14 protein-coding genes are annotated in these 21,966 nt (G+C 47.6%); 9 read left to right on the forward strand and 5 right to left on the reverse strand.

The window, feature by feature from the left end; genetic code table 11:
* The first annotated feature begins 192 nt into the window (after positions 1-192).
* From P5G61_RS03680 to P5G61_RS03690, 3 genes are all read left to right on the forward strand, one after another.
* The gene (locus P5G61_RS03680) at positions 193-3,186 is read left to right on the forward strand and encodes a glycoside hydrolase family 9 protein (protein WP_301245218.1); all 2,994 of its coding nucleotides are present in this window, start codon (positions 193-195) and stop codon (positions 3,184-3,186) included.
* A 94-nt stretch (positions 3,187-3,280) separates the two neighbouring features.
* Positions 3,281-6,556 carry a glycoside hydrolase family 48 protein gene (locus tag P5G61_RS03685; protein ID WP_301244604.1) on the forward strand — a complete coding sequence of 1,092 codons (3,276 nt, stop codon included), beginning with the start codon at positions 3,281-3,283 and terminating at the stop codon, positions 6,554-6,556.
* 434 nt (positions 6,557-6,990) lie between these two features.
* The gene (locus P5G61_RS03690) at positions 6,991-7,803 is read left to right on the forward strand and encodes a C40 family peptidase (RefSeq protein ID WP_301244606.1); all 813 of its coding nucleotides are present in this window, start codon (positions 6,991-6,993) and stop codon (positions 7,801-7,803) included.
* Between the two features lie 100 nt (positions 7,804-7,903).
* Here the strand turns inward: P5G61_RS03690 and P5G61_RS03695 are convergent, their stop codons facing one another.
* Positions 7,904-8,812, reverse strand: a complete 909-nt coding sequence (locus P5G61_RS03695) for an ArsR/SmtB family transcription factor (protein ID WP_301244608.1) — start codon at positions 8,810-8,812, stop codon at positions 7,904-7,906.
* Between the two features lie 374 nt (positions 8,813-9,186).
* On the opposite strand from P5G61_RS03695, the gene arfA reads away from it, so the two are divergent.
* Positions 9,187-10,692: an arabinosylfuranosidase ArfA gene (arfA, locus tag P5G61_RS03700; protein WP_301244610.1), complete on the forward strand. Its 1,506-nt coding sequence runs from the start codon at positions 9,187-9,189 to the stop codon at positions 10,690-10,692.
* 334 nt (positions 10,693-11,026) lie between these two features.
* On the opposite strand, the gene P5G61_RS03705 is transcribed toward arfA, so the two are convergent.
* Positions 11,027-11,797: an MBL fold metallo-hydrolase gene (locus P5G61_RS03705; RefSeq protein ID WP_301244612.1), complete on the reverse strand. Its 771-nt coding sequence runs from the start codon at positions 11,795-11,797 to the stop codon at positions 11,027-11,029.
* Between the two features lie 127 nt (positions 11,798-11,924).
* On the opposite strand from P5G61_RS03705, the gene P5G61_RS03710 reads away from it, so the two are divergent.
* On the forward strand, positions 11,925-12,356 hold the full coding sequence (locus tag P5G61_RS03710; RefSeq protein WP_301244614.1) for an Lrp/AsnC family transcriptional regulator: 432 nt from the start codon (positions 11,925-11,927) through the stop codon (positions 12,354-12,356).
* 13 nt (positions 12,357-12,369) lie between these two features.
* Here the strand turns inward: P5G61_RS03710 and P5G61_RS03715 are convergent, their stop codons facing one another.
* Positions 12,370-12,885, reverse strand: a complete 516-nt coding sequence (locus P5G61_RS03715; protein WP_301244616.1) for a DUF5381 family protein — start codon at positions 12,883-12,885, stop codon at positions 12,370-12,372.
* 40 nt (positions 12,886-12,925) lie between these two features.
* Between P5G61_RS03715 and P5G61_RS03720 the strand changes: the two genes are divergently transcribed.
* The gene (locus P5G61_RS03720; RefSeq protein WP_301244618.1) at positions 12,926-13,060 is read left to right on the forward strand and encodes a hypothetical protein; all 135 of its coding nucleotides are present in this window, start codon (positions 12,926-12,928) and stop codon (positions 13,058-13,060) included.
* A 4-nt stretch (positions 13,061-13,064) separates the two neighbouring features.
* Here P5G61_RS03720 and P5G61_RS03725 read toward each other — a convergent pair whose 3' ends face one another.
* Together P5G61_RS03725 and P5G61_RS03730 are read right to left on the reverse strand one after the other, a co-directional pair.
* On the reverse strand, positions 13,065-14,810 hold the full coding sequence (locus tag P5G61_RS03725; protein ID WP_152532745.1) for an ABC transporter ATP-binding protein: 1,746 nt from the start codon (positions 14,808-14,810) through the stop codon (positions 13,065-13,067).
* 106 nt (positions 14,811-14,916) lie between these two features.
* The gene (locus P5G61_RS03730; protein WP_301244619.1) at positions 14,917-16,659 is read right to left on the reverse strand and encodes an ABC transporter ATP-binding protein; all 1,743 of its coding nucleotides are present in this window, start codon (positions 16,657-16,659) and stop codon (positions 14,917-14,919) included.
* A gap of 358 nt (positions 16,660-17,017) precedes the next feature.
* Between P5G61_RS03730 and P5G61_RS03735 the strand changes: the two genes are divergently transcribed.
* From P5G61_RS03735 to P5G61_RS03745, 3 genes are all read left to right on the forward strand, one after another.
* Complete coding sequence (locus P5G61_RS03735; RefSeq protein ID WP_301244621.1) at positions 17,018-17,941, forward strand: S-layer homology domain-containing protein; 924 nt, start codon at positions 17,018-17,020, stop codon at positions 17,939-17,941.
* Positions 17,942-18,216: 275 nt separating this feature from the next.
* Positions 18,217-19,956: an ABC transporter ATP-binding protein gene (locus P5G61_RS03740; protein WP_301244623.1), complete on the forward strand. Its 1,740-nt coding sequence runs from the start codon at positions 18,217-18,219 to the stop codon at positions 19,954-19,956.
* Between the two features lie 1,038 nt (positions 19,957-20,994).
* Positions 20,995-21,966, forward strand: coding sequence for an ABC transporter permease (locus P5G61_RS03745; RefSeq protein ID WP_079351018.1), 972 nt, complete (start codon positions 20,995-20,997; stop codon positions 21,964-21,966).

The raw sequence follows: 21,966 nt of genomic DNA on the forward strand, positions 1-21,966 counted from the left end.
CTCCCCAAACATGTCACAACAATGTTATTTCAGAAGTCACCAGCGCTGATATTGCAACTGAAACAAAAGACTATAATGGTAATTAATGGTGGAAATACATGGAGTCACACCATAGAAAGGAGCGGGTCATTACATCAGTGTAATTGGAAAATGACGAGATACCGAATTGTAAAAGGAGATGAATGGTTGAAGATGAAGGGAAGCTGGTGGAGACGAGTCGCTATTCTCGCGTTATCGACAGGGCTACTGGCAGGAAGTACATCCATACAGGCATGGAATGGCAAGGCAGATGCGGCTGCCGGGAATCATAACTATGCGGAAGCATTGCAGAAGGCGGTTTATTTCTATGAAACCCAGCGTTCAGGGAAATTGCCGGAAGACAACCGGGTGGAATGGCGTGGTGATTCCGGATTAAATGACGGAGCGGATGTTGGGGTTGATTTGACCGGAGGGTGGTACGATGCTGGAGATCATGTGAAATTCGGCCTGCCTATGGCCTATTCTGCTACGATGCTTGCCTGGTCTGTTGTGGAATACCGCGAAGGGTATGAACAGGCAGGACAATTGGAAGAAATTAAGGATAATTTGAAATGGGCGACAGATTATTTTGTGAAAGCGCACACGAAACCAAATGAATTATGGGGACAGGTCGGAGCGGGCAATACGGACCATGCCTGGTGGGGACCGGCTGAAGTGATGCAAATGAGTCGTCCTGCATTTAAGATTGATGCATCCTGTCCGGGAAGTGAGCTTGCGGGAGAAACCGCAGCGGCACTCGCTTCTTCATCCATCGTGTTCCGGGATAGTGACCCGGCGTATGCCAACAAGCTGCTCCAGCATGCCAAGGAGCTGTACAGCTTTGCCGATACGTATCGAGGTAAATATTCGGATTGCATTACAGATGCCCAATCGTTCTACAATTCATGGACAGGTTACTATGATGAACTCGCCTGGGCTGCAACATGGTTATATATGGCGACAAATGATAGCGCTTACTTGTCCAAGGCGATTGCTACGGCGAATCTGTGGCAGGCGGATGGACAGAGCGGGAATTGGGCTTATACATGGACCCAAGGCTGGGATGACAAACATTACGGTGCCCAGATTCTATTGGCTCGTATTACGTCGAGTCTGAACATGCCAGAAGCGACACGGTTCATTCAATCAACAGAACGCAATCTGGATTATTGGTCCATAGGCACGAATGGACAACGAATCAAGTATACACCGGGCGGGCTTGCCTGGCTTGATACATGGGGATCGCTCCGTTATGCAGCGAATGCATCCTTTATTGCTTTTGTGTATTCCGACTGGGTCAGTGATCCGGTGAAGAAAGCAAGGTATCAGGATTTTGCAGTCTCTCAAATGAACTATATTCTGGGGGATAATCCTCGCCAGAGCAGCTATGTGGTCGGTTATGGACAGAATCCGCCTAAACACCCACATCACCGTACCTCCCACAGTTCATGGACGAACAATGAAAATGTACCTTCAGAGCATCGTCACACGTTGTACGGCGCGATGGTTGGTGGACCGGATGCCTCGGATGCTTATACCGATTCTATTGGTGACTATGTCAGCAATGAGGTGGCAACCGATTACAATGCAGGCTTTACAGGCGCGTTAGCCAAAATGAATCTGCTGTTCGGCCAGAATGATCAGCCCATTGCGAATTTCCCGGCTCCCGAAGTGAAGACGGATGAGCTATTTGTTGAAGCTGCCGTGAAGGCGTCCGGTTCCAATTACACGGAAATCAAGGCTCAACTGAACAACCGTTCGGGTTGGCCTGCCCGAATGGGGGATAAGTTGTCCTTTCGCTATTTCGTGGATCTGAGTGAAGTTTACGCTGCAGGATATACCGTTTCCGATGTCCATGTTACAACCGCATATGCCGAGGGAGGGACTGTATCCCAACCGGTTGTGGTTGATGCAGGAAAACGAATTTACGCTGTTACTGCGGACTTTACTGGGACTAAGATCTATCCAGGCGGGGAAGGTCATTATCGCAAAGAGGTTCAGTTCCGCATTACCGGCCCGGAAGGCACGTGGAATGCGAATAATGATCATTCATTCCAGGGCTTGGGCACAGGCAATGTGGCGAAGAGCACATATCTTCCGGTCTACGATGCCGGAATACGGATATACGGCCAGGAGCCCGGTGTCACACCAGTCGTCACACCTATTGCACCTTCGGGGGTGCAGGCTGTATCGGGGAATGCTCAGGTCATCCTGAACTGGGGAGCATCGCCTGGGGCAGAATCGTACACCGTAAAGCGTGCCGAGGTGAATGGGGGGCCATATACTTCTGTCGCGACAGGTGTACATGGATTGACATACACGAACACTGGGCTGACGAATGGAAGAACCTATTATTATGTGGTGACGGCTGTGAATTCAGCAGGGGAATCGCCCGGATCTGCACAAGTCTCTGCCACGCCGCATGCTGGAACATCGTTGCCTGGCGCACTGACATTAAGCGGTACGGCAGGTAATGCCCAGTCGATTCTGACCTGGACGGCAGCAACGGGAGCTGAGACTTATAAGGTACAGCGCTCCGTTGTGGGCGACGCATATGCCGATGTGGCAACTGGGTTGGCAGTGCTGAATTACACCGATGCAACAGCGGTAAATGGCACGGCGTACAGTTATCGAATCGCCGCGGTGAATGCGAGCGGACAGACGTTGTCCAATATCGTGACGTTGACACCGAATGTGCCTCCGGCAACGACAGGCACGCTTGAGGTGCAGTATCGTAATGGAGGATCAGGTGCTTCCGGCAATGCGGTGACTCCACAGTTTAATTTGAAAAACACAGGGACTCAGCCGATCGATTTGAGTACTGTGAAGCTGCGGTATTATTTTACGAAGGACGGCACTGGAGATCTGACCTTCTGGTGTGATTATGCCCAGATCGGCAGTGCCAATATTGAAGGCAAATTTGTCACGCTGACTCCGGCAAAGGGTACAGCGGATACGGTTCTGGAGATCAGCTTCAAATCCGGGGCTGGCAGCCTGGCTGCCGGAGCGGAGACAGGCGTGATCCAGGGGCGCTTTTCCAAGAACAATTGGAGCAATTTCGATCAGAGCAACGACTATTCCTATGATGCAACCAAGACGGCTTTCACTGCCTGGAATCAGATAACGGGATATCAGGGAGGTACGAAGGTCTGGGGCATAGAGCCGTAACGTTAAAGGTAGATCAATATAACAAATCAGATCAACAGCATGCGCAGACCCAGAGTGATTCAAATTGAATTCACCATTCCAGGGAGGGATATACATGTTGAAATCAGCTGCCAAAAAAAGCTTGTCTGCCATGCTTGCAGGGACCGTTATGCTGACCGGGTACACCGGTTTGTGGGCAGGTCCCCAAACGGCTTATGCCGAGGAGCAGACCGTTGATGCTCAGGCGGACGGAATCAATGAAGCGCGGTTTTTGCAATTATATGATCAGCTGAAAGATCCGGCAAACGGTTATTTTTCTCCAGAGGGCATTCCCTATCATTCCATTGAAACGCTGATGAGTGAGGCACCGGATTATGGGCACATGACGACATCCGAGGCGTACAGTTACTGGCTCTGGCTGGAAACGATGTACGGTCACTATACGGGCGATTGGTCCAAACTGGAAGCGGCTTGGGACAGCATGGAGAAATACATCATCCCTGTCAATGAAGGCGACGGCAAGGAAGAGCAGCCTACGATGAGTTATTACAATCCGAACAGCCCGGCCACTTATGCAGCGGAAAAACCTTTTCCGGATCAATATCCTTCAGCTATTAACGGGCAATATGCAGCCGGGAAAGACCCACTGGATGCCGAGCTGAAAGCTTCCTACGGCAACAATCAGACGTACCTGATGCACTGGCTGCTGGATGTGGATAACTGGTACGGGTATGGTAATCTGCTGAATCCGAATCATACAGCGGCTTACGTGAATACGTTCCAGCGTGGAGAGCAAGAGTCCGTATGGGAAGCCATTCCACATCCGTCTCAGGACAATAAAACGTTTGGCAAAACGGGTGAAGGTTTCATGAGCCTGTTCACCAAGGAAACCCAGGCACCGGCAGCCCAGTGGCGTTATACCAACGCAACGGATGCTGACGCACGTGCAGTGCAGGTACTGTATTGGGCGAAGGAGATGGGCTACACCAATACAGCGTATCTGGATAAAGCGAAGAAGATGGGTGACTATCTGCGCTATGGGATGCACGACAAGTACTTCCAGAAGATCGGAAGTGCCAAGAACGGCACACCGACGGCCGGTACGGGCAAAGACTCCAATATGTATCTCATGGCGTGGTATACCTCATGGGGAGGTGGACTTGGCGAGGGGGGCAACTGGGCTTGGCGGATTGGCGCCAGTCATACACATCAGGCATACCAGAATCCGGTGGCAGCTTATGCCTTGTCTGATCCGGCAGGTGGCCTGATTCCAAAATCGACAACAGCCAAGGCAGATTGGAATGCATCGCTGAAGCGCCAATTGGAATTCTACACCTGGTTACAGTCTCACGAAGGAGCGATTGGCGGCGGAGCGACGAACAGTTTTGATGGCTCCTACAAAGCGTATCCTGCCGGAACCAGTACGTTCTACGACATGGCTTATCAGGAAGCTCCGGTATATCGAGATCCCGACTCCAACACGTGGTTTGGATTCCAAGCCTGGTCGCTGGAACGTGTAGCGGAGATGTATTACATTCTTGCCGAGAGCGAAGACCTCAGCTCCGAGAACTTCCAGATGGCCAAAAAAGTCATTACCAAGTGGGTAGACTGGGCCAAGGATTATGTATTCGTCGATGAGCGTCCGGTAACGGATGCACAAGGATATTATTTGAATGCGGCAGGCCAACGGATTCTTGGCGGTACCAACGCACAGGTTGCCACTACACCTGCACCAGGTGAATTCTGGATTCCAGGCAGCCAGGAATGGCAGGGGCAGCCGGACAAGTGGAATGGGTTCAGTTCCTTTACGAACAATCCGAATTTCCATGTGGTTACCAAAGATCCTGCTCAGGATACAGGTGTGCTGGGGAGCTATATCAAAGCATTGACGTTCTTTGCTGCGGGGACTCAAGCAGAAAGCGGCATGCTCAGTAACAAAGGACAGGAAGCCAAAAATATGGCCGAGAAACTGCTGAATACAGCATGGGATTACAATGATGGTGTGGGGATCGTGACCGAAGAAGTTCGTAAAGACTACTTCCGCTTCTTTGCCAAAGAGATTTACATTCCGGCGAACTGGACGGGAACCTTCGGACAGGGCAACACCATTCCGGGCACGGCAGGTGTACCTTCCGATCCAGCCAAGGGGGGGAATGGCGTATATATTGGCTACGCTGACCTGCGGCCGGCCATCAAGCAAGATCCGGCATGGGCTTATCTGGATAATCTGTACAAAACATCTTATAATCCAACAACGAAAAAATGGGAAAATGGCGCACCAACCTTTACGTATCACCGCTTCTGGTCACAGGTGGATATGGCTACGGCATATGGCGAATATGATCGTCTCCTCGGGGACGCAGGAGGTCCAGTGATCCAAGTGCCAGCAGCTCCGGCGGGGCTGACAGCGGCAGCAGGCAGTGAGCAGGCTGTTCTGAACTGGAATGCTGTATCCGGTGCGACTTCTTACACGGTAAAACGTGCAGAGGTGAACGGTGGCCCGTATACTTCCGTAGCAACGGGGGTAACCGGTTCGACCTTCGCGGATACAGGACTGACCAATGGCATTACGTACTATTATGTGGTGACCGCAGTGAATACGGCAGGTGAATCGGCGTCGTCTGCTCAAGCATTTGCTACTCCGCAAACGGGAACGTCCATACCGGGAGTGTTAACCCTTACGGGAACGGCAGGCAATAATCAGGCTGCGCTAACTTGGACCGCATCGACCGGAGCTGCAAGTTACAAGGTACAACGCTCGGTAGCAGGTGGAGCCTACGACGATCTGGCTACAGGACTGACGGCACTAACGTACACCGATGCCACGGCAGTGAACGGTACTGCATACAATTACCGAGTGGTGGCAGTAAATGCAAGCGGGCAGACCTTGTCCAATGTCGTGACGGTGACCCCAACAGCACCTCCTGTAACAACAGGTGCACTTGAAGTGCAATACCGCAATGGCGGTTCAGGAACGTCAGGCAATGCGGTGACCCCGCAGTTCAATGTCAAGAACACAGGCACGACAGCAGTGGATCTGAGCCAGGTGAAGGTGCGGTATTACTTTACGAAGGATAGTGCATCCGATCTGAGTTTCTGGTGTGATTACGCTCAGATTGGCAGTGCCAACGTTGAAGCTCATTTTGTGACGGTAGATCCGGCAAAAGGGACAGCGGATACGGTTCTGGAGATTGGTTTCAAATCCGGGGCAGGCAGTCTGGCAGCGGGGGCGGAGACGGGAATTATTCAGGGTCGTTTCTCGAAGAACAACTGGACGAATTTTGATCAGACCAATGACTACTCTTTCGATGCTTCTAAAACGGCCTTTAGCGCTTGGAACAAGGTGACCGCTTATATTGGCGGAGTCAATGCTTGGGGTATTGAGCCATAATCGATTCGTAATGAAACAGAGTACAGCCGGGGAGAAATCTCCGGCTTTTTGCATGTTGGAGGCGTTTAAGTTCTTCAGGTAAGCAGCTGATTCAGAAAATGAATCATAGTAATGTTTACCATATATAGAATTTAAATATTAAAATGTAGGTCATATGACTTATATCCTGAGTGAGGGGTGGCTTATGTTTCTTTTGTGCGTAAAACGAAGCCCAGCAAATAGTTACAATAATTTAACCTTTGAAAAAGAAGTGATTTACGGTAGTTTTAGCCAACTGGTGTGAGATGTTTCCCTGATTCTTAGTGCTCAAGCCTGCCAGATTGAATACAGGACTTTGGACTGATGATCGTTATGGACAGCCCGTTTTACAATGGGGCAAGCCCGGCAAATGAGGCCAGGTTAAAATTCTGTAACATCAGGGGGAACACGACATCATGAACTGGAAAAGCAAGATCATTACTGCGAGTGTAACAGCAACGATGCTGATGGGAAGTCTGACAACAGGAGCATTAACGGCACCGGTATCGGCAGCCGCAGTTGAGAATTCAAAAGTTAAAGTCATCTGGGGAGTAAACCTGCGTACATCACCCTCTTCTTCCGCAAGCATCGTTCGTTTGGTTCCAAAAGGGGAAACGGTTACGATAACTCAAAAATCCGGCTCAGGCTGGTATAAAGTTAAGGATTCTGGCAACCGGACAGGGTACATATCTTCTTCTTCAAAATATACACAAGCCGTAAAAGGCAACACGACCACAGGAAGTGGCAGCACAAGCGGATCGGGATCAAGCAGTACATCTGTTACAGGCAGTGCTTCTGTGGAGAAAGTGATTGCGGCAGGCATGAAATATTGGGGGACACCCTACGAGTTTGGTGCTAGTCGTACCAGTACAGCTACGTTCGACTGTTCAAGCTTTGTACGTCAGGCATTTATTGATGCACTCGGAATCAAGCTTCCGTCCGATTCACGTAAGCAAGGAGCATATGTGAAAGCTAATGGAACCGTTCAGACCAATTGGAAAAATCTGAAACGCGGTGATCTGATGTACTTTATGTCCTATAAAGGCACATCGGCATCATCATACTCCAGTGTGAACAAATCCACTGCGACCATTACCCACACGGGAATTTATCTGGGTGACGGCAAAATCCTTCACACGTATTCCAACGCTGGCGGCGGTGTAACAATCAGCGATATCTCCGGCAAACACTGGGAGTACCGTTTCCTGTTTGGTGGAAGTGCGCTCTAAGTCGTACGTATAATACAAGCCTGAAACACCTGGAAAACATATAAAGGAACCTTCCATCTCTGCCTCTGCGGCGGGATAGAAGGTTCTTTTTGTTGTTCATTCAGTCCTGATAATAAAGGCGGAAAAGAATATCCTGATCATAGTTGCCGAATCCCTGACCATACAATGTTAGCCCGCCAACATGCTGCGCATCTTCCTCCACGGAGAGGCGTAATGTCCACTGGTTCCGTTCTACGGGAATATCCGCAAGCGTAACTTCGGACATATGCTGTCCATCAATAAATGTGCCCTCATGCGTAATTCGCAGCACCTTGAGCATGCCATATTGATTGACACTGTCGCTCCACCATTCCGGGGTGAACATGCCGCGTCCATTTCCCGAATCTCCAGGACTTGTCCATTCACCGAGATGAATTCCATTGAGCATAAAGGTAATATCCGAAGGCCAGTTCGGGTTGACTGAAGGTGCCTCTGAGCCGATCTCAAGTGATAATTCAATGGCGCTGATTTGTTGGCCGGACAAGATATAGTTTGGAATCTTGTATTCCACGAATCCACGTCCAAACCAGAGAATATGGGCATGCATCCGCTCGGGATCCAGAAAATAGCGTGGGTCATCATACTGTCCAATGACCTGATTGGACGTAGCCAGGCCACAAGTTGGATACACATCAAAATGGGTGTAATGCCCGACAGGGATTGCCACTTCATGAAGCTTGCGGGAGGCTCCCGTTTCTTGTGGCATGGAGATGCCAATCCAGTCGACGGCCAGGCTGTTCATTTTGTGCGTGCCGCCGTCCTTGCGAATCATTTTGGATTGAATGATGCCCACATCCTGAAGCTTGCGAACATGCATGGTTACGATGGCACTGCTCAGGCCGAGTGAGGCGGCAATGTCCTTCACGTTCATTGGGTTCTCCGCAACAAGCCTGATAATCTGCAGACGGACCTCACTCGCGAGTGCCTCGTATAGGGGCAGCCATTCTGTATCGGTATTTGCTCTGATCACATCTGTTCCTCCAGTAATATGAGTTGATTTAAGTGTTATTCACACGAGTCCACTACGCTGACAGAATAACCTTCCGATCGCTGTTATCCCCGGATTTTTTTGATTCCTCATATAATGGGAAAATCCGGTGATAAAGGCGACAGCTGCGCTTCTACAGGTTTTTTCTGTCCTCTTCGTGCACGTGTGAATAACGAGACAAACTCATATCAATTATTTTTATAGAATTAAGTTAAACATAAATCCAGTTAAAAGAATAACATTTTGCAAAATTCATGTTGAAATTGGTGCCATAATCGATTTTAATATAAATATGAACGTTGATCCATAGATTATCAATTAATTTTTATATTAATCTTAAGGGGCTGAACTTCACGATGGAAAAAGCAAAAATGACGGTAGACAAGGATTTCACAATTGGTGTAGTCGACAAACGTTTATACGGTTCATTTATTGAACATCTGGGACGTGCCGTATACGGTGGAATATATGAACCGGGGCATCCTTCCGCTAACGACCAGGGCTTCCGTACCGATGTGCTGGAGATGGTCAAGGAGCTGCAGGTTCCGATTGTACGTTACCCAGGAGGGAACTTTGTATCCGGTTACAATTGGGAGGATTCCGTTGGGCCTGTGTCTGAACGAAAACGCAGACTTGAATTGGCCTGGAGAACCATCGAGACCAATGAATTCGGGTTCAACGAATTCGTGGATTGGTCGAAACAGGCGAATTCGGAAGTGATGATGGCAGTCAATTTGGGAACACGGGGAGTAGACGCAGCCCGCAACATCGTGGAGTACAGCAATCATCCGGAAGGTTCCTATTATAGTGATTTGCGTATTAAACATGGATACAAGGAGCCTCACGCTATCAAAACCTGGTGTCTTGGCAACGAAATGGACGGTCCGTGGCAGATTGGTCACAAAACAGCAGAAGAATATGGACGGATTGCACTCGAAGCCGCAAAAGTAATGAAGTGGACAGATCCAACGATTGAGCTGGTCGCTTGCGGAAGTTCATCCCTGGGTATGCCATCCTTCCCGGAATGGGAAGCAACGGTGCTGGATCATACGTATGATCATGTTGAATATCTATCTCTACATCAGTATTACGGCAATCAGGAGAATGACACACCAACCTTCCTTGCACGCTCATTGGAGATGGATCGTTTCATTGATACGGTGAAAGCGACTTGCGATTATATCAAAGCGAAGAAACGCAGCAAAAAAACGATGTATCTGTCCTTCGATGAGTGGAATGTATGGTACCACTCCAATGAAAGTGACAAGAAGATGGACCCATGGCAGATTGCTCCGCCTCAGCTGGAGGATGTATACAACCATGAAGATGCACTGCTTGTGGGTTGTATGCTGATCAGCATGCTAAAACATGCGGACCGTGTCAAAATGGCGTGTTTAGCACAGCTCGTCAACGTTATCGCTCCAATCATGACGGATAATGGTGGTGCAGCGTGGAGACAGACGATCTTCTATCCGTTCATGCATGCTTCCGTGTTTGGACGTGGAACAGCACTTGTGCCGTTGATCCAGTCACCGAAATATGACACCAAACAAATTACGGATGTTCCTTATCTGGAGGGCATTGCGGTGCATAACGAAGAGCAGGGTGAAGTGACTGTTTTCGCTGTAAACCGTCATCTGGAAGAATCACTTCCGCTTGAAGTGGATCTGCGCAGCTTCGGGAAATGCCGCTTGATTGAGCATATTGTGCTGGAGAGTGATGATCTGAAAGCAGCCAATACTGCCGCACAGCCGAATCGCGTCGCTCCGCATAATCGTGGTGATGCAGAGGTATCGGATACATTGATCACGGCAAGCCTGGCCAAAGCATCGTGGAACGTGATCCGATTGAAAGTTCAGTAATAGATTAGGAAGTATCATGCGGGTTGCAGCGGGAATAAAGGAGTCATAGGAACACAGGACATTCCGATGGCAGAACAATGCCGTATTGATGTGATCTCAATAAGAGAAAAGGGCTGGATGCGAGTTTATACGCATTCAGCCCTTTTCGTGGTATAAAGTGTCCGCCTTTAAGTGAAGTAAAGCGAACTCAAAACCCATTTTGAGTGCAACAAGAGAAGAGAACTTACTCTGGTGCTCCAGCCTCTAACGAATGGTGTGCGCCTTATTGTGCAGATTAGTGTGGTACAGCAAATCTAACGAACTCAGGAATCGCTATTCCGATAGAAACCTGCAATTACGCGTGGGTCCCCGGTCCAAACTCAAAGCTCTCTCCATCGCGTGGAATGAGTACTTGTCCGTCCAACTGCTCGGAGGTCAGGTAACTGGCGAGGTCCACGCGGGACATCATGCAATGGTTAATGGCATCCATGTGCACAGCGATCACATGCGCATTCGGTGCATGGCGTTTCACGGCAGCCACGTCAGGTCCGTCCATCGTAATCGGATCTCCTTGCAGGAAGCGGGCACCGCCAGCATTCACCACAATCACCTCAGGCTGATATTGACGAATGGCTTCGGCTGGCTCTTCACACCAGATGGTATCACCAGCGATATACGAGACAGGTTCTCCGTCCGCTTCCAATACAAAACCAGACACCTTGCCCATACGCTCGCCGATTTCCCCGGTTCCGTGATGTCCCGAAGTACGGGCAAAACGTACGGAGTGATACTCATGTTTGTCATCCACGGCGGTAACGTTGGTGAATCCGGCTCCTGTGAACACGGCCTCATCTCCTGGCTGGCACAGCAGAGGTACATCTTTGCGGAGCTGCTTCGCTGCTACTTCATCCCAGTGATCGGGGTGGGTATGTGTAACGATTAGTAGATCCGGATTAAGATAATCCGTTTCCGTCTCAGGCAGAGACACTCTTGGATTGCGCAATTCATTGGGCGTGTTCGGAAAAGCAGGCATCACTTCTTTATCCATCAACATGGGATCGACCAGTATATTCAGACCCCCATATTCCAACCATAATGTAGCATTACGAATCAATTGAATTTTCATTGAACCTGCACTCCTTCGGGAATTAATGTTATTATCCTATATGTTATACAACCCGTTTATCGGCGTAAATAACACACTGAAAGAAAACAGACCACTTTAATTTCAAGTTGAAAGGATTGAAAAATAGATGAATGAAACGATTGATGATACAGATATACGTATACTGAAAAGCCTGATCAGGGACTCCAAACGCTCCCACAAAGAGATCGGGGAAGAGGTGCATCTGACCGGACAGGCTGTAGGTGCGAGAGTACGCAAGCTGTATGATCTGGGTGTTCTTGAAGGGTATACGGTAAAATGGAACCCGGAACGCCTCGGCTTGGGCCTGCAGGCATTTGTAACGATTTTTCTGAATTCCGGCGACAGGCATGCTGCCTTCCGTGAATTTATGGCTGCACGTGAAGACATCGTGGAGGTTCACCGTGTCAGCGGAGAGGGCTGCTACCTGATGCGTGTGCGCACAGGAACGATGGAGCAGCTTGGCAGCTTGCTGGAAGCCATTTTACCGTATGGAAATTATAGAATGAACCTGTCTGTTGGTATCGAAAAGTCGGAATGATGTGAGCTGGATTTCAGATGTCGTGTTGCTGTTTCTCGCGCAGCGTCTCCTGCAAAAGGAAAACTGCTCGGCTGAGCTCTTTTTTGGTTAGCAAATGATCGGTCTGGATATGACGCCGGGTGCCGTCTTTCAGATACAGGGCAATCATGGGCGATGAGGACAATATCAATTTGCTAAATGCGGGAGAGCCAAGCTCAATTTTACGAATTTCATCCCAGTGGATGGTCCGCTTTAGGGTATGAAGCCCTTCATCATTCCAGGATAATAACACGGTAGAACTCGCGATTGCCCGGGACAGAAACATAAAAAATAAAGGCCCGATAAACCACATGCCAAGAATGGCTGCGATGGAATAATACAAAGTCTCCAGTTGACCAGCGCGCTCGTCATAAATAATCCATAACAGGGTCACACATAACAGCAAGAATAGAAGACACAGCGCTCCTTTCCATAGAGCCGTAAAGCGACGGTAGCTGATCTGACGATGCTCAAGCTCCGCCTCCGATGATGTATGTAATTCAGGTTTCATAAGTACGCCTCCTTATCATTTCCCAGAAAATATACCAAACATGCCGCCTGCATCGCAGAGCGGCATGTTCAACGTGGATGCGCGTGAGATGAGCCAGGTGAGTACACAGGACGGTGCTGAACCTCGTGGGCTGAACCTCTTGAAGTTAAAAACCTCCCTTGGTTCGATCGGCTAATGCGCTATCCAGAGATAGCTGAATCATTACCGGCTTCACGCGCATGGGTGTAGAGATCAGCATACACACCTTCTGCATCAATCAGCTTCTGATGTGAGCCTTCCTCGACAATCTCACCGTTCTCCATAACGAGAATCCGATCTGCATGCATGACCGTAGATAGACGATGCGCAATGACGATCGTTGTTCTGCCCTGAGATACGGATTCCAGCGCCTGTTGAACCAATTGTTCGGTATGTGAATCCAGATTTGCGGTTGCTTCATCCAGAATAAGCACTCGGGGCTGAAAGACCACGATTCGGGCAAACGATATCAGTTGACGCTCGCCGGCAGACAAACCGCTTCCGCGTTCGGAAAGCCGTGTATCATAGCCTTGCGGCAAACGTGAAATCATCGCATGTGCTCCGACAAATCGGCAGGCCTGAATAGCCTGCTCCCTTGTAATATCTTCGCGAAACATTCGAACATTGTCAATGATGGAGCCCGAGAAGAGGAACGGTTCCTGCTGGATCAGACCAACAATCCGGTGAAGATTGGCCTGCGGGAAATGACGAATGTCTATTCCATCAATTTCAATGCTGCCCTGATTCACATCGTAGAAACGATTGAGCAGGGAGATCAGTGTACTTTTGCCTGCCCCTGTAGTTCCTACAATGCCCACCATTTCTCCGGGATAGAGATGCAGATTCATATGCTGAATCAGAGGGCGGTCTGCGCGATAACCGAACGATACATCATTAAAATCAATCTGCCCCATCACATGCCGTGGTTCAAGTGTGGAGGCGGTCCCGGGATTCGGGTCAGCGACTTCCGGACGGGTACTCAGAATGTTCCAGATCCGATCCATGGATACGGTAGTTGACTGAAACGTGTTCCACTGCATGGTGATCTGGTTGATCGGCTGGAAGAACTGACGGATGTAACTGATAAACGCATAGAGCACACCCACCTGCAATGATTCACCCAGCACGGCACGTCCCCCAAGCCAAACCATCATGACGAGCGCGGCATTACCTAGGATATCAAACGTTCGGTTGAAAATAACATTGGAGCGGGCCTGTGCGATATTTGCCTTTAGGTGAAGCGTGTTCTGCTCCTTGAATCTTTTCTTCTGTTCTTCTTCCTGATGGAAAGCCTGGATCAAAAACATACCGGACAGGTTCTCTGCCGTGAATGCAATCAGACGGGAGAGGCGAGTGCGGGCATTCTGATAAGCTCTGCGCAGTCGACTTCGGAACAATACAGCCACAATGGCGATTACAGGCAATACGATAAGAGAATACCCCGCAAGTACCGGATCGAGCTGGAACATAAAGACAATAATAAGCACCAGCATCATGCCATCCCGGATAAGACTCAGCAGCACCTGGGTGAAGAAACTGCTGATTGTTTCCGTGTCACTGGATACATTCGTAACCAGACTGCCAATATGGAAACGGTCGAAGAAAGACATCGACATTTTGGAGATATGCTTGAACAGGTCTTTCCGGATGCGAGAGACGATGTTCTGACCAACATGTTGCAGCAGATTGTTTTGTACATAGGTGAAAATAAAGCTGATTACAGCCAGCCCCAGAAAGATGGCTGCCAGTTGGATAAGGAAGCCTACACTGGTCTGACCGATTGCCAGATGATCATCGATTGCAATCTTCACCAGATAAGGCTGAAGCAGATCTGCGGAAATACCGAGCAGTGAGCAGAAAAAGATACCTGCAAAGGCCCATTTATGAGGCAGGGCGTAGGACATCATCGCTTTGAACGAGGTACGTTTACTCTGGTCTGCGCCTGCATCGGAACCGGACCCATGCCCTGACGGTGCTTGTGCTCCCGCATCTGAACGAACTTCTGCGTTACGGTCAGTCATGATGTAATCCCTCCTCCTGCAAACGATAGGTTGCAGCATATAACCCTTTTGCGGTCATCAGCTCTGCGTGTGTTCCCTGTTCAACGATTCGGCCTTCATCCAGAACGATAATTTCGTCGGCATGACGGACCGCGCTGATTCGATGGGAGATGATTAGCGTTGTTTTACCTTTGCCGATCTCACGCAGGCTGCGCAGAATGCCACTTTCGGTGACGGCATCTACAGCACTCATGCTATCATCCAGAATGAGCACCTGAGCTTTTTTGATCAAGCCCCGGGCCAGACTGGTGCGCTGACGCTGACCGCCAGACAACGTGAGTCCGCGTTCACCCAGCAGGGTATCGAACTGATCGGGGAACCGAATAATGTTTTCGTAGATCATCGCTTGCCGTGCACTATGCTCTACGGTGTCCAACGGAACCTCCCGGTTGCTAAAAGCGATGTTGTCCCGAATGGTTGTACTGAACAGGAACCCATCCTGGGGAACATAGGCAATACGGGACCGCAGGCCCTCCAGCGACAGCTGCCGAATGTCGGTACCGTTAATGCGAATCGTGCCTTCAGGCGGCTCATATGTACGCAGCAATAGTTTGACAAAGGTACTTTTACCCGAACCTGTTTTACCCACAATACCCACGGTTCGTCCTGCCTGGATGTTCAGACTGATGTTTTTGAGCGCAGGGGATGAACTGTTGGGATAGGAAAAGGACAGATTTTCAATTGTAATGTCATTCACCGTTTGAAGTCTTGTTGCGTTGGGAAGCTCACGTACATCAGGCACTTCCGTCAGCAAATCATTTACCCGCTCCAATGACGCTCCAGAACGCTGCATGGTATTGATCACATTACCGATTTGTTGAAGCGGGCCCATGATGATCCGCAAATATAACGTCAATGCCACAAAACTTCCGAGTGTAATGGAATTTTGCATCGTCAAGATTCCGCCGACAAGCAGGGAGACAACCAGTGAAATGGCACCCAGCAGCGGTAGCAGGGCCTGAAATAGAGAGGACAGACGAACGAGTCGCAGCTGCTTGCTTTTGATCGCATCTACTGTGATCCCAAATCGCTCACGAGCGCTGTCTTCAATGGCAAATGTTTTGGTTACACGAATGCCGCCCAGCTGCTCTTCTGCCGATTCCGTCATCGTTGCAAGAGCATCCTGTACATCACGAGAGCGCTTGCGAATTCGCGGACCGAAAAAAACGACCAGAAAGGGAATGGCCAGCAAAGGCACAATACTGATCAGAATGAGTCTCATCGGAATTCCGCTGAGCAGCATCATCACGATGCAGGATAATAATAGAAATGTTGCATTGGTCATCATTGTGACGCCGTTGGAGATGGCTTCACGTACAGAGGTGACATCATTCATGACGTAACTGAGCAGTTTCCCATTTCCCTGTTTGGAGAAATAGTGCTCGCTCAGCTCGGAAAATTTACCGAAAATACGCTCACGTGTCATGAATTCGAAGCGGCGTCCAAGCTTCATGATCATGAATTGTCCGGTACCGAATAACAGGTTATAAGCGATGGCTATGGCTAATAGCGACAGGCTGTACCGGATGACTGTATTCATCTGAAGCGTGTTTTGCATGAGCTGATCCGTAAAGCTGCCCAGAATTCGGGGCAAGGACGCCTGACCCACATTGGAGGCAATAATCAGTAGTACAGCGAACAGATATACGGGCCAGTTGGAAATGACATAGCCTCGTAGTAATCCTCTCTTGGACATAAGATTTGTTCTCCTTTGTTCAGGGTGAAATTTGGTCGCAAGCGGAGTCAAGAAAAGGGCCGACACCTGATAATAGCGCGTCGTGCCCTCTTACTTTATGCGATCCGGTTTGCTGTTTATCCGTCATTCGATAGAATTCTCTATTCTTATTTTTGCGCTTATCGATAAGGATGTCAACGAAGCAAGTAAGCATTCATGGAAGAAAGCAGATCAGCGCCCGCAGCGAAAGTGATATATGCGGTATATTCGTCATTTATTCACCAGATGTCGATTTTACTGAAACATTTCCAGAGGGTCTCCCGTCTGTAGGGTTGAAGAGGTCAAAAATTGGGTTTACTAACTATGGAGGTGCCACGAAATGAAACATAAAAAAGGATTGGCTGCAACGCTTGCGCTCTGCGTGTCTTTGACTGCAGGAGGTGCATCGGTACTTGCTTTTTCGGATGTAAAAGATGAAGGGCAAAAAATGATTGTAGACTCGTTACATTCCAAGGGTATTGTTAATGGAGTAACGGCGGATCTGTTTCGTCCGGATGTCGCATTGTCCGAGCCACAGGGTGTTCAATTGATCGTGAACGCTTTTGGTCTGAAAAATGAATACGCTGCCGCTTCGGCACAAAATAAAATTAGTCCAACGACCTGGTATGCTGATGCAGTTCAGGCTGCAACACAGAATGGCCTGTCCATTCCGGTGGAATTGAATCCGCAAGGGAAGATGACGCGTGAGCAGTTTGCCATTTTGCTCCTTGAAGGGATTAATACAACCGGAGAATATCCGGTGATCATGCTGTATAATGATATTAAGGACGAAAATAAAATCGGTAAGGACGCCAAATCTGCGGTCCAGAACCTGCTGAACATGGACATCATTGAACTGGATAAGGACGGAAACTTCCGTCCAGATCAGTCGCTTACCCGTATGGAGGCTGCAAGCATGATCTTCAATGCACTTGAATTTGTGGATAAGCACGGCAATGGCGGATCGACAGAACCGACTCCAACGAACCCCGGTGAAGGCCAACAGGCGATTGTGCCTACCGTGACTTCAACCAAGGTAGATGACAAGACGGTAAAAGTAAAACTCTCCGCGCAAATGCCTCATCCGGGCTATGGGTTGAAGATTGAAGATGTGAAGCTGGAGAAGGATGGACGTGCCATCGTGCTGTATACGATTATCCAACCTGACCCGGACATGATGTATCCAATGGTCATTACCGATGTAACAGCAGAGACAGACATTCCAACAGGTTACACTGCGGAAGCGCAGCCTTCTGGAAAGTAAAAATTAATGCAAAACGTCTAGCATGGGCAGGTTGTATGTCCACATTAATAAGACGATGTAACCCACTAGAAACCCACCGATCCATGCGTGCATGGAGGGTGGGTTTTTGCTTTTGCATGTAGTTGAACATCCTATAGTCGTAGAGGTGAAATCCTATGATTTGACAGGTTAAAATTGAGTAATAAGTAAGTTAAAATAACATGAATTGAGTCAAACATTCTTAGATTCAAAAATTTTTGTTGAGTTCTGAAACGATGTAGGTAGGGGGCTGGCCTATGAATCCAACGCGGACAGTGATTATTGAGATTTTACAACAAAGTAAAAAAACTATTTTTTTTATTTTGTTGTTTAATATCTCAGCTTCATTAGTCTCTATTGCTCAACCACTCCTATTTAAAGGTTTATTTGATGATATTTTACCTGAAAAGCATATGGGAACGGCTACATTCTATATTGTGCTGCTCATTCTCCTTCCTATCTTGTATGCCGCATTTAACAGCGTCACCTCTTATTATAACAACGAATTGGGGAACCAATTATCCAAAAACCTTCGCCTTCGGTTATTTTCTCAATTGCTTCAGATCCGACCGAGGAATGTGGACAAAATCGGAAGAGGTGAGATCATTAATCGGATCACCTCTCAAGTGGGGATGCTTTGTGAAATTTTTGTGGTAGACACCATCATGTCGATTGTATCCAATGCCTTTTTATTGATCGCTACCTTGTGGATTATGTTCTCGATGAGTGTTGAACTTACTTTAGTGGCCCTCATTTCATTTCCTGTGTTCATGTATGGTTTCAAGCGCTTTAGGAACAAAACGGAGAGATTGGATAAACATTATTATGGTATTTTGGAAAAGGGAATAAGTTATTTGAATGATTTCTTTTATAATTTGAAAGCGGTTCATATGTCTAACGGCCAACAGGCTGAAAAAAAGCGATGGAGCGACTGGAACGATGAAGCCTGGAAGGTTTCAAAGCAATCCCGTGTTTTTCACCATATGGTATTAAACCTTGTTGCTGATACGGTCATTTCCTTGATTACGGGGATCATTTATGGCTATAGTCTGTACCTGATCCTGAAAGGCCAAATCTCACCAGGCACGTTGCTGGCATTTATTGTGATTCTTCCAAGGTTATATGGGATTTTTAAGTCGCTATTTACGTTGAATATCGATATGAGCCGCATGAAGGTGATTGTGGATAACCTGAATGAAATCCTTGAATTGGAGAAGACCGAATCAGGAGCTAAAGTTCCTGATTATACCCGAATTCCCTGGCTTCAGCTGAGAAATGTATCATATCGGTATGCGAGAGACGACTCTTTTGGTATTTCGAATTTCAATCTGGACATTAAGCCAGGAGCTTTCGTTGGTATTGTTGGATTAAGTGGCTCAGGGAAATCTACCATTTTTGAACTCATCCACAGGTATATGGAGCCGGATGATGGGGAGATATTAACAGACGGGATTCCGATCAAGGAACTGAATATTCATGAACTTAGAAAATATGTGGGCTACACTCCACAAAAGGGAGTGCTGTGGAATATGTCCATTTTGGAAAATATCATTTATCCGCTGCAAAAGGAAGATATGGATGAAGAGACGTGGCTCAGATTTAATACCGCAGTTGAAATTGCGCATGTTAAAACATTTGTTGAAGCCATGCCTGAGAAATATGACAGGCAGGTCGAGAGCCATGGAGAGAACTTTTCTGGTGGAGAAATACAACGGATTTTGTTAGCCAGGGCATTCATGAATGAATCCCGTATCCTTATGCTGGATGAGTACACCTCTGCTCTGGATGCCATGACGGAGAGTGACTTGAATGATACGTTGTTAAACTTAAAGGGGAAGCAAACGATTCTGGTCATTGCACACAGGCTCTCAACCGTGAAGAATGCTGATAGCATACTGGTGGTAGAAGAGGGACGGATTGTAGATCAGGGCAGCCCGGATGAATTGTTATCTCGAAAGGGGATTTTTTACGAGATGGTGGAGAAACAGAAAATATAAACCTCTCTACAATTTAAAATTTCCTCTAAATGATCATAGCTCTTCTAAATCAGGTGGCATGGTGTTTTTTATGTTAAGTTAAATTAAATGACTTGTTATAAAATATATAATTAATTGATGGCATATTAACTGACACATATATTCCGTTTATAAGGTAATGAAATTGATATTTTCATCGACTAAAAAGCTGTTCCTTTTTAAAGGAACAGCTTTTTTTTGTTTTTTTATCGAAATATTTGATAAATCTGAGTTGCCATGTCATGCACAAGATCAACATATATGACTTGATATTCCCAGTGTTTATCTGGGCTTGTGTGGCTTCTAGTACAGGATAAAAACGACATATTTACGAAGCTGGGAAGAAACTCATAGAATAAAGCCACGCAATAAAGGCGTTTAAAACAGGTGGTAATTACATGATAGATAATATTACATTTATGTGATTGAATTAAATCTATCTTGGAAAGAAAAATGCATGAGGAGGGGAGTGGAGCAGTAGTAACGAAGGGCACCTCTATCTCATTTTGGATTGAGATGCGTTGAACATGACAAGACCTTGCGACTTGACTTGGATCATGGAACTGCCCAGAATCCTCACAATGATGATTGCATCTCTGGATATCTTTCTCCGAAGCATATGTGGGTTTTGACTTTAAGGTTTGTTTCTCAACTTTTGTTCAGATCTGGCATCTGTCAAGTTCATGCGAAGCTACCCCTTATGACAACTTCAGGACGAAAATAAGTCAAATTCCACATGTTTTACTTCTCCAAAATGACAATGACAAGCTGTAATCAAAAGTGTAAACCCCCGTTGTAGCAGCACTTTCCTGGTTTTTGGGAGGGAAGATCGAAATAGCATATTTACGAATTCAAAATTGATCCATAAACTCAGTATGTAAGCGTTACCAAATTGAGAGGGAGCAAAAGCTTCTCATGATCGAAATGTGGTCCGGGACTCATTCCTTACAATTGAACAGGAGTGTTTCGCTCTTCTTACAAAACGGACGGATTTTCATTTAGAAAAGGAGGAAACAACTGATGCAGCCAGAAGGGAAGTCCGCCTTGTCGCAAAACCTATCGGTGCACACGATTCCGAACCGCAAGAAAAATAAATTAGGGAGAAGGATGATTCGAAACTGGGAGTTGTATCTGTTTATCGCGCCAGCATTTCTATACTTTCTGATTTTCCATTACGGGCCGATGTACGGCATACAAATCGCATTCAAAAACTTTATCCCAACGCTTGGTGTCACGGGAAGCCCGTGGGTTGGGTTCGATCATTTCATCCGTTTCTTTAATTCGTATTATTTCTGGGATTTGTTATGGAATACCCTCAGCATCAGCTTATATGAGCTGGCTATAGGTTTTCCGCTACCGATCATTCTGGCGTTAGCCTTCAATGAAGTAAAGGACTCCTTTTTCAAACGTACCGTGCAGACGGTCACGTATGCTCCACATTTTATTTCGGTCGTTGTAATGTCGGGTATGATCATCACCTTCTTGTCGCCTTCGTCAGGTATGATTGTCAATTTGGTGGAGGCTCTTGGATTCCAAGCCCCTCAATTCCTGACGGACCCTGCGTGGTTCAAGACGGTGTACGTGTTGTCGGGTGTCTGGCAGAGTGCAGGCTGGGGTACCATTATATACCTTGCGGCACTATCGGGTGTGGACCCGCAACTGCATGAAGCTGCCGTGGTAGATGGTGCGAGCCGGTTTAAACGGATTTTGCATATTAACATTCCAGCGATCATCCCTACGATCACCATTCTGTTAATTCTGAATATGGGCAGTATTCTGGGCGTCGGATTTGAAAAAATCTTACTGCTGCAAAATCCGTTGAATATGGGTTCATCAGATGTCATCTCGACATTTGTCTATCGGTCCGGTCTGGTCGATGCGCAGTACAGTTTCTCAACAGCTGTAGGATTGTTCAACTCGGTAGTTAATGCGATTCTGCTGATTACAGTGAACCAAATTGCACGTCGTACAAGTGAAAATAGCTTGTGGTAA

Origin of the sequence: Paenibacillus vandeheii (assembly GCF_030433635.1) — a bacterium.
Classification (GTDB): Bacteria; Bacillota; Bacilli; order Paenibacillales; family Paenibacillaceae; genus Paenibacillus; species Paenibacillus vandeheii.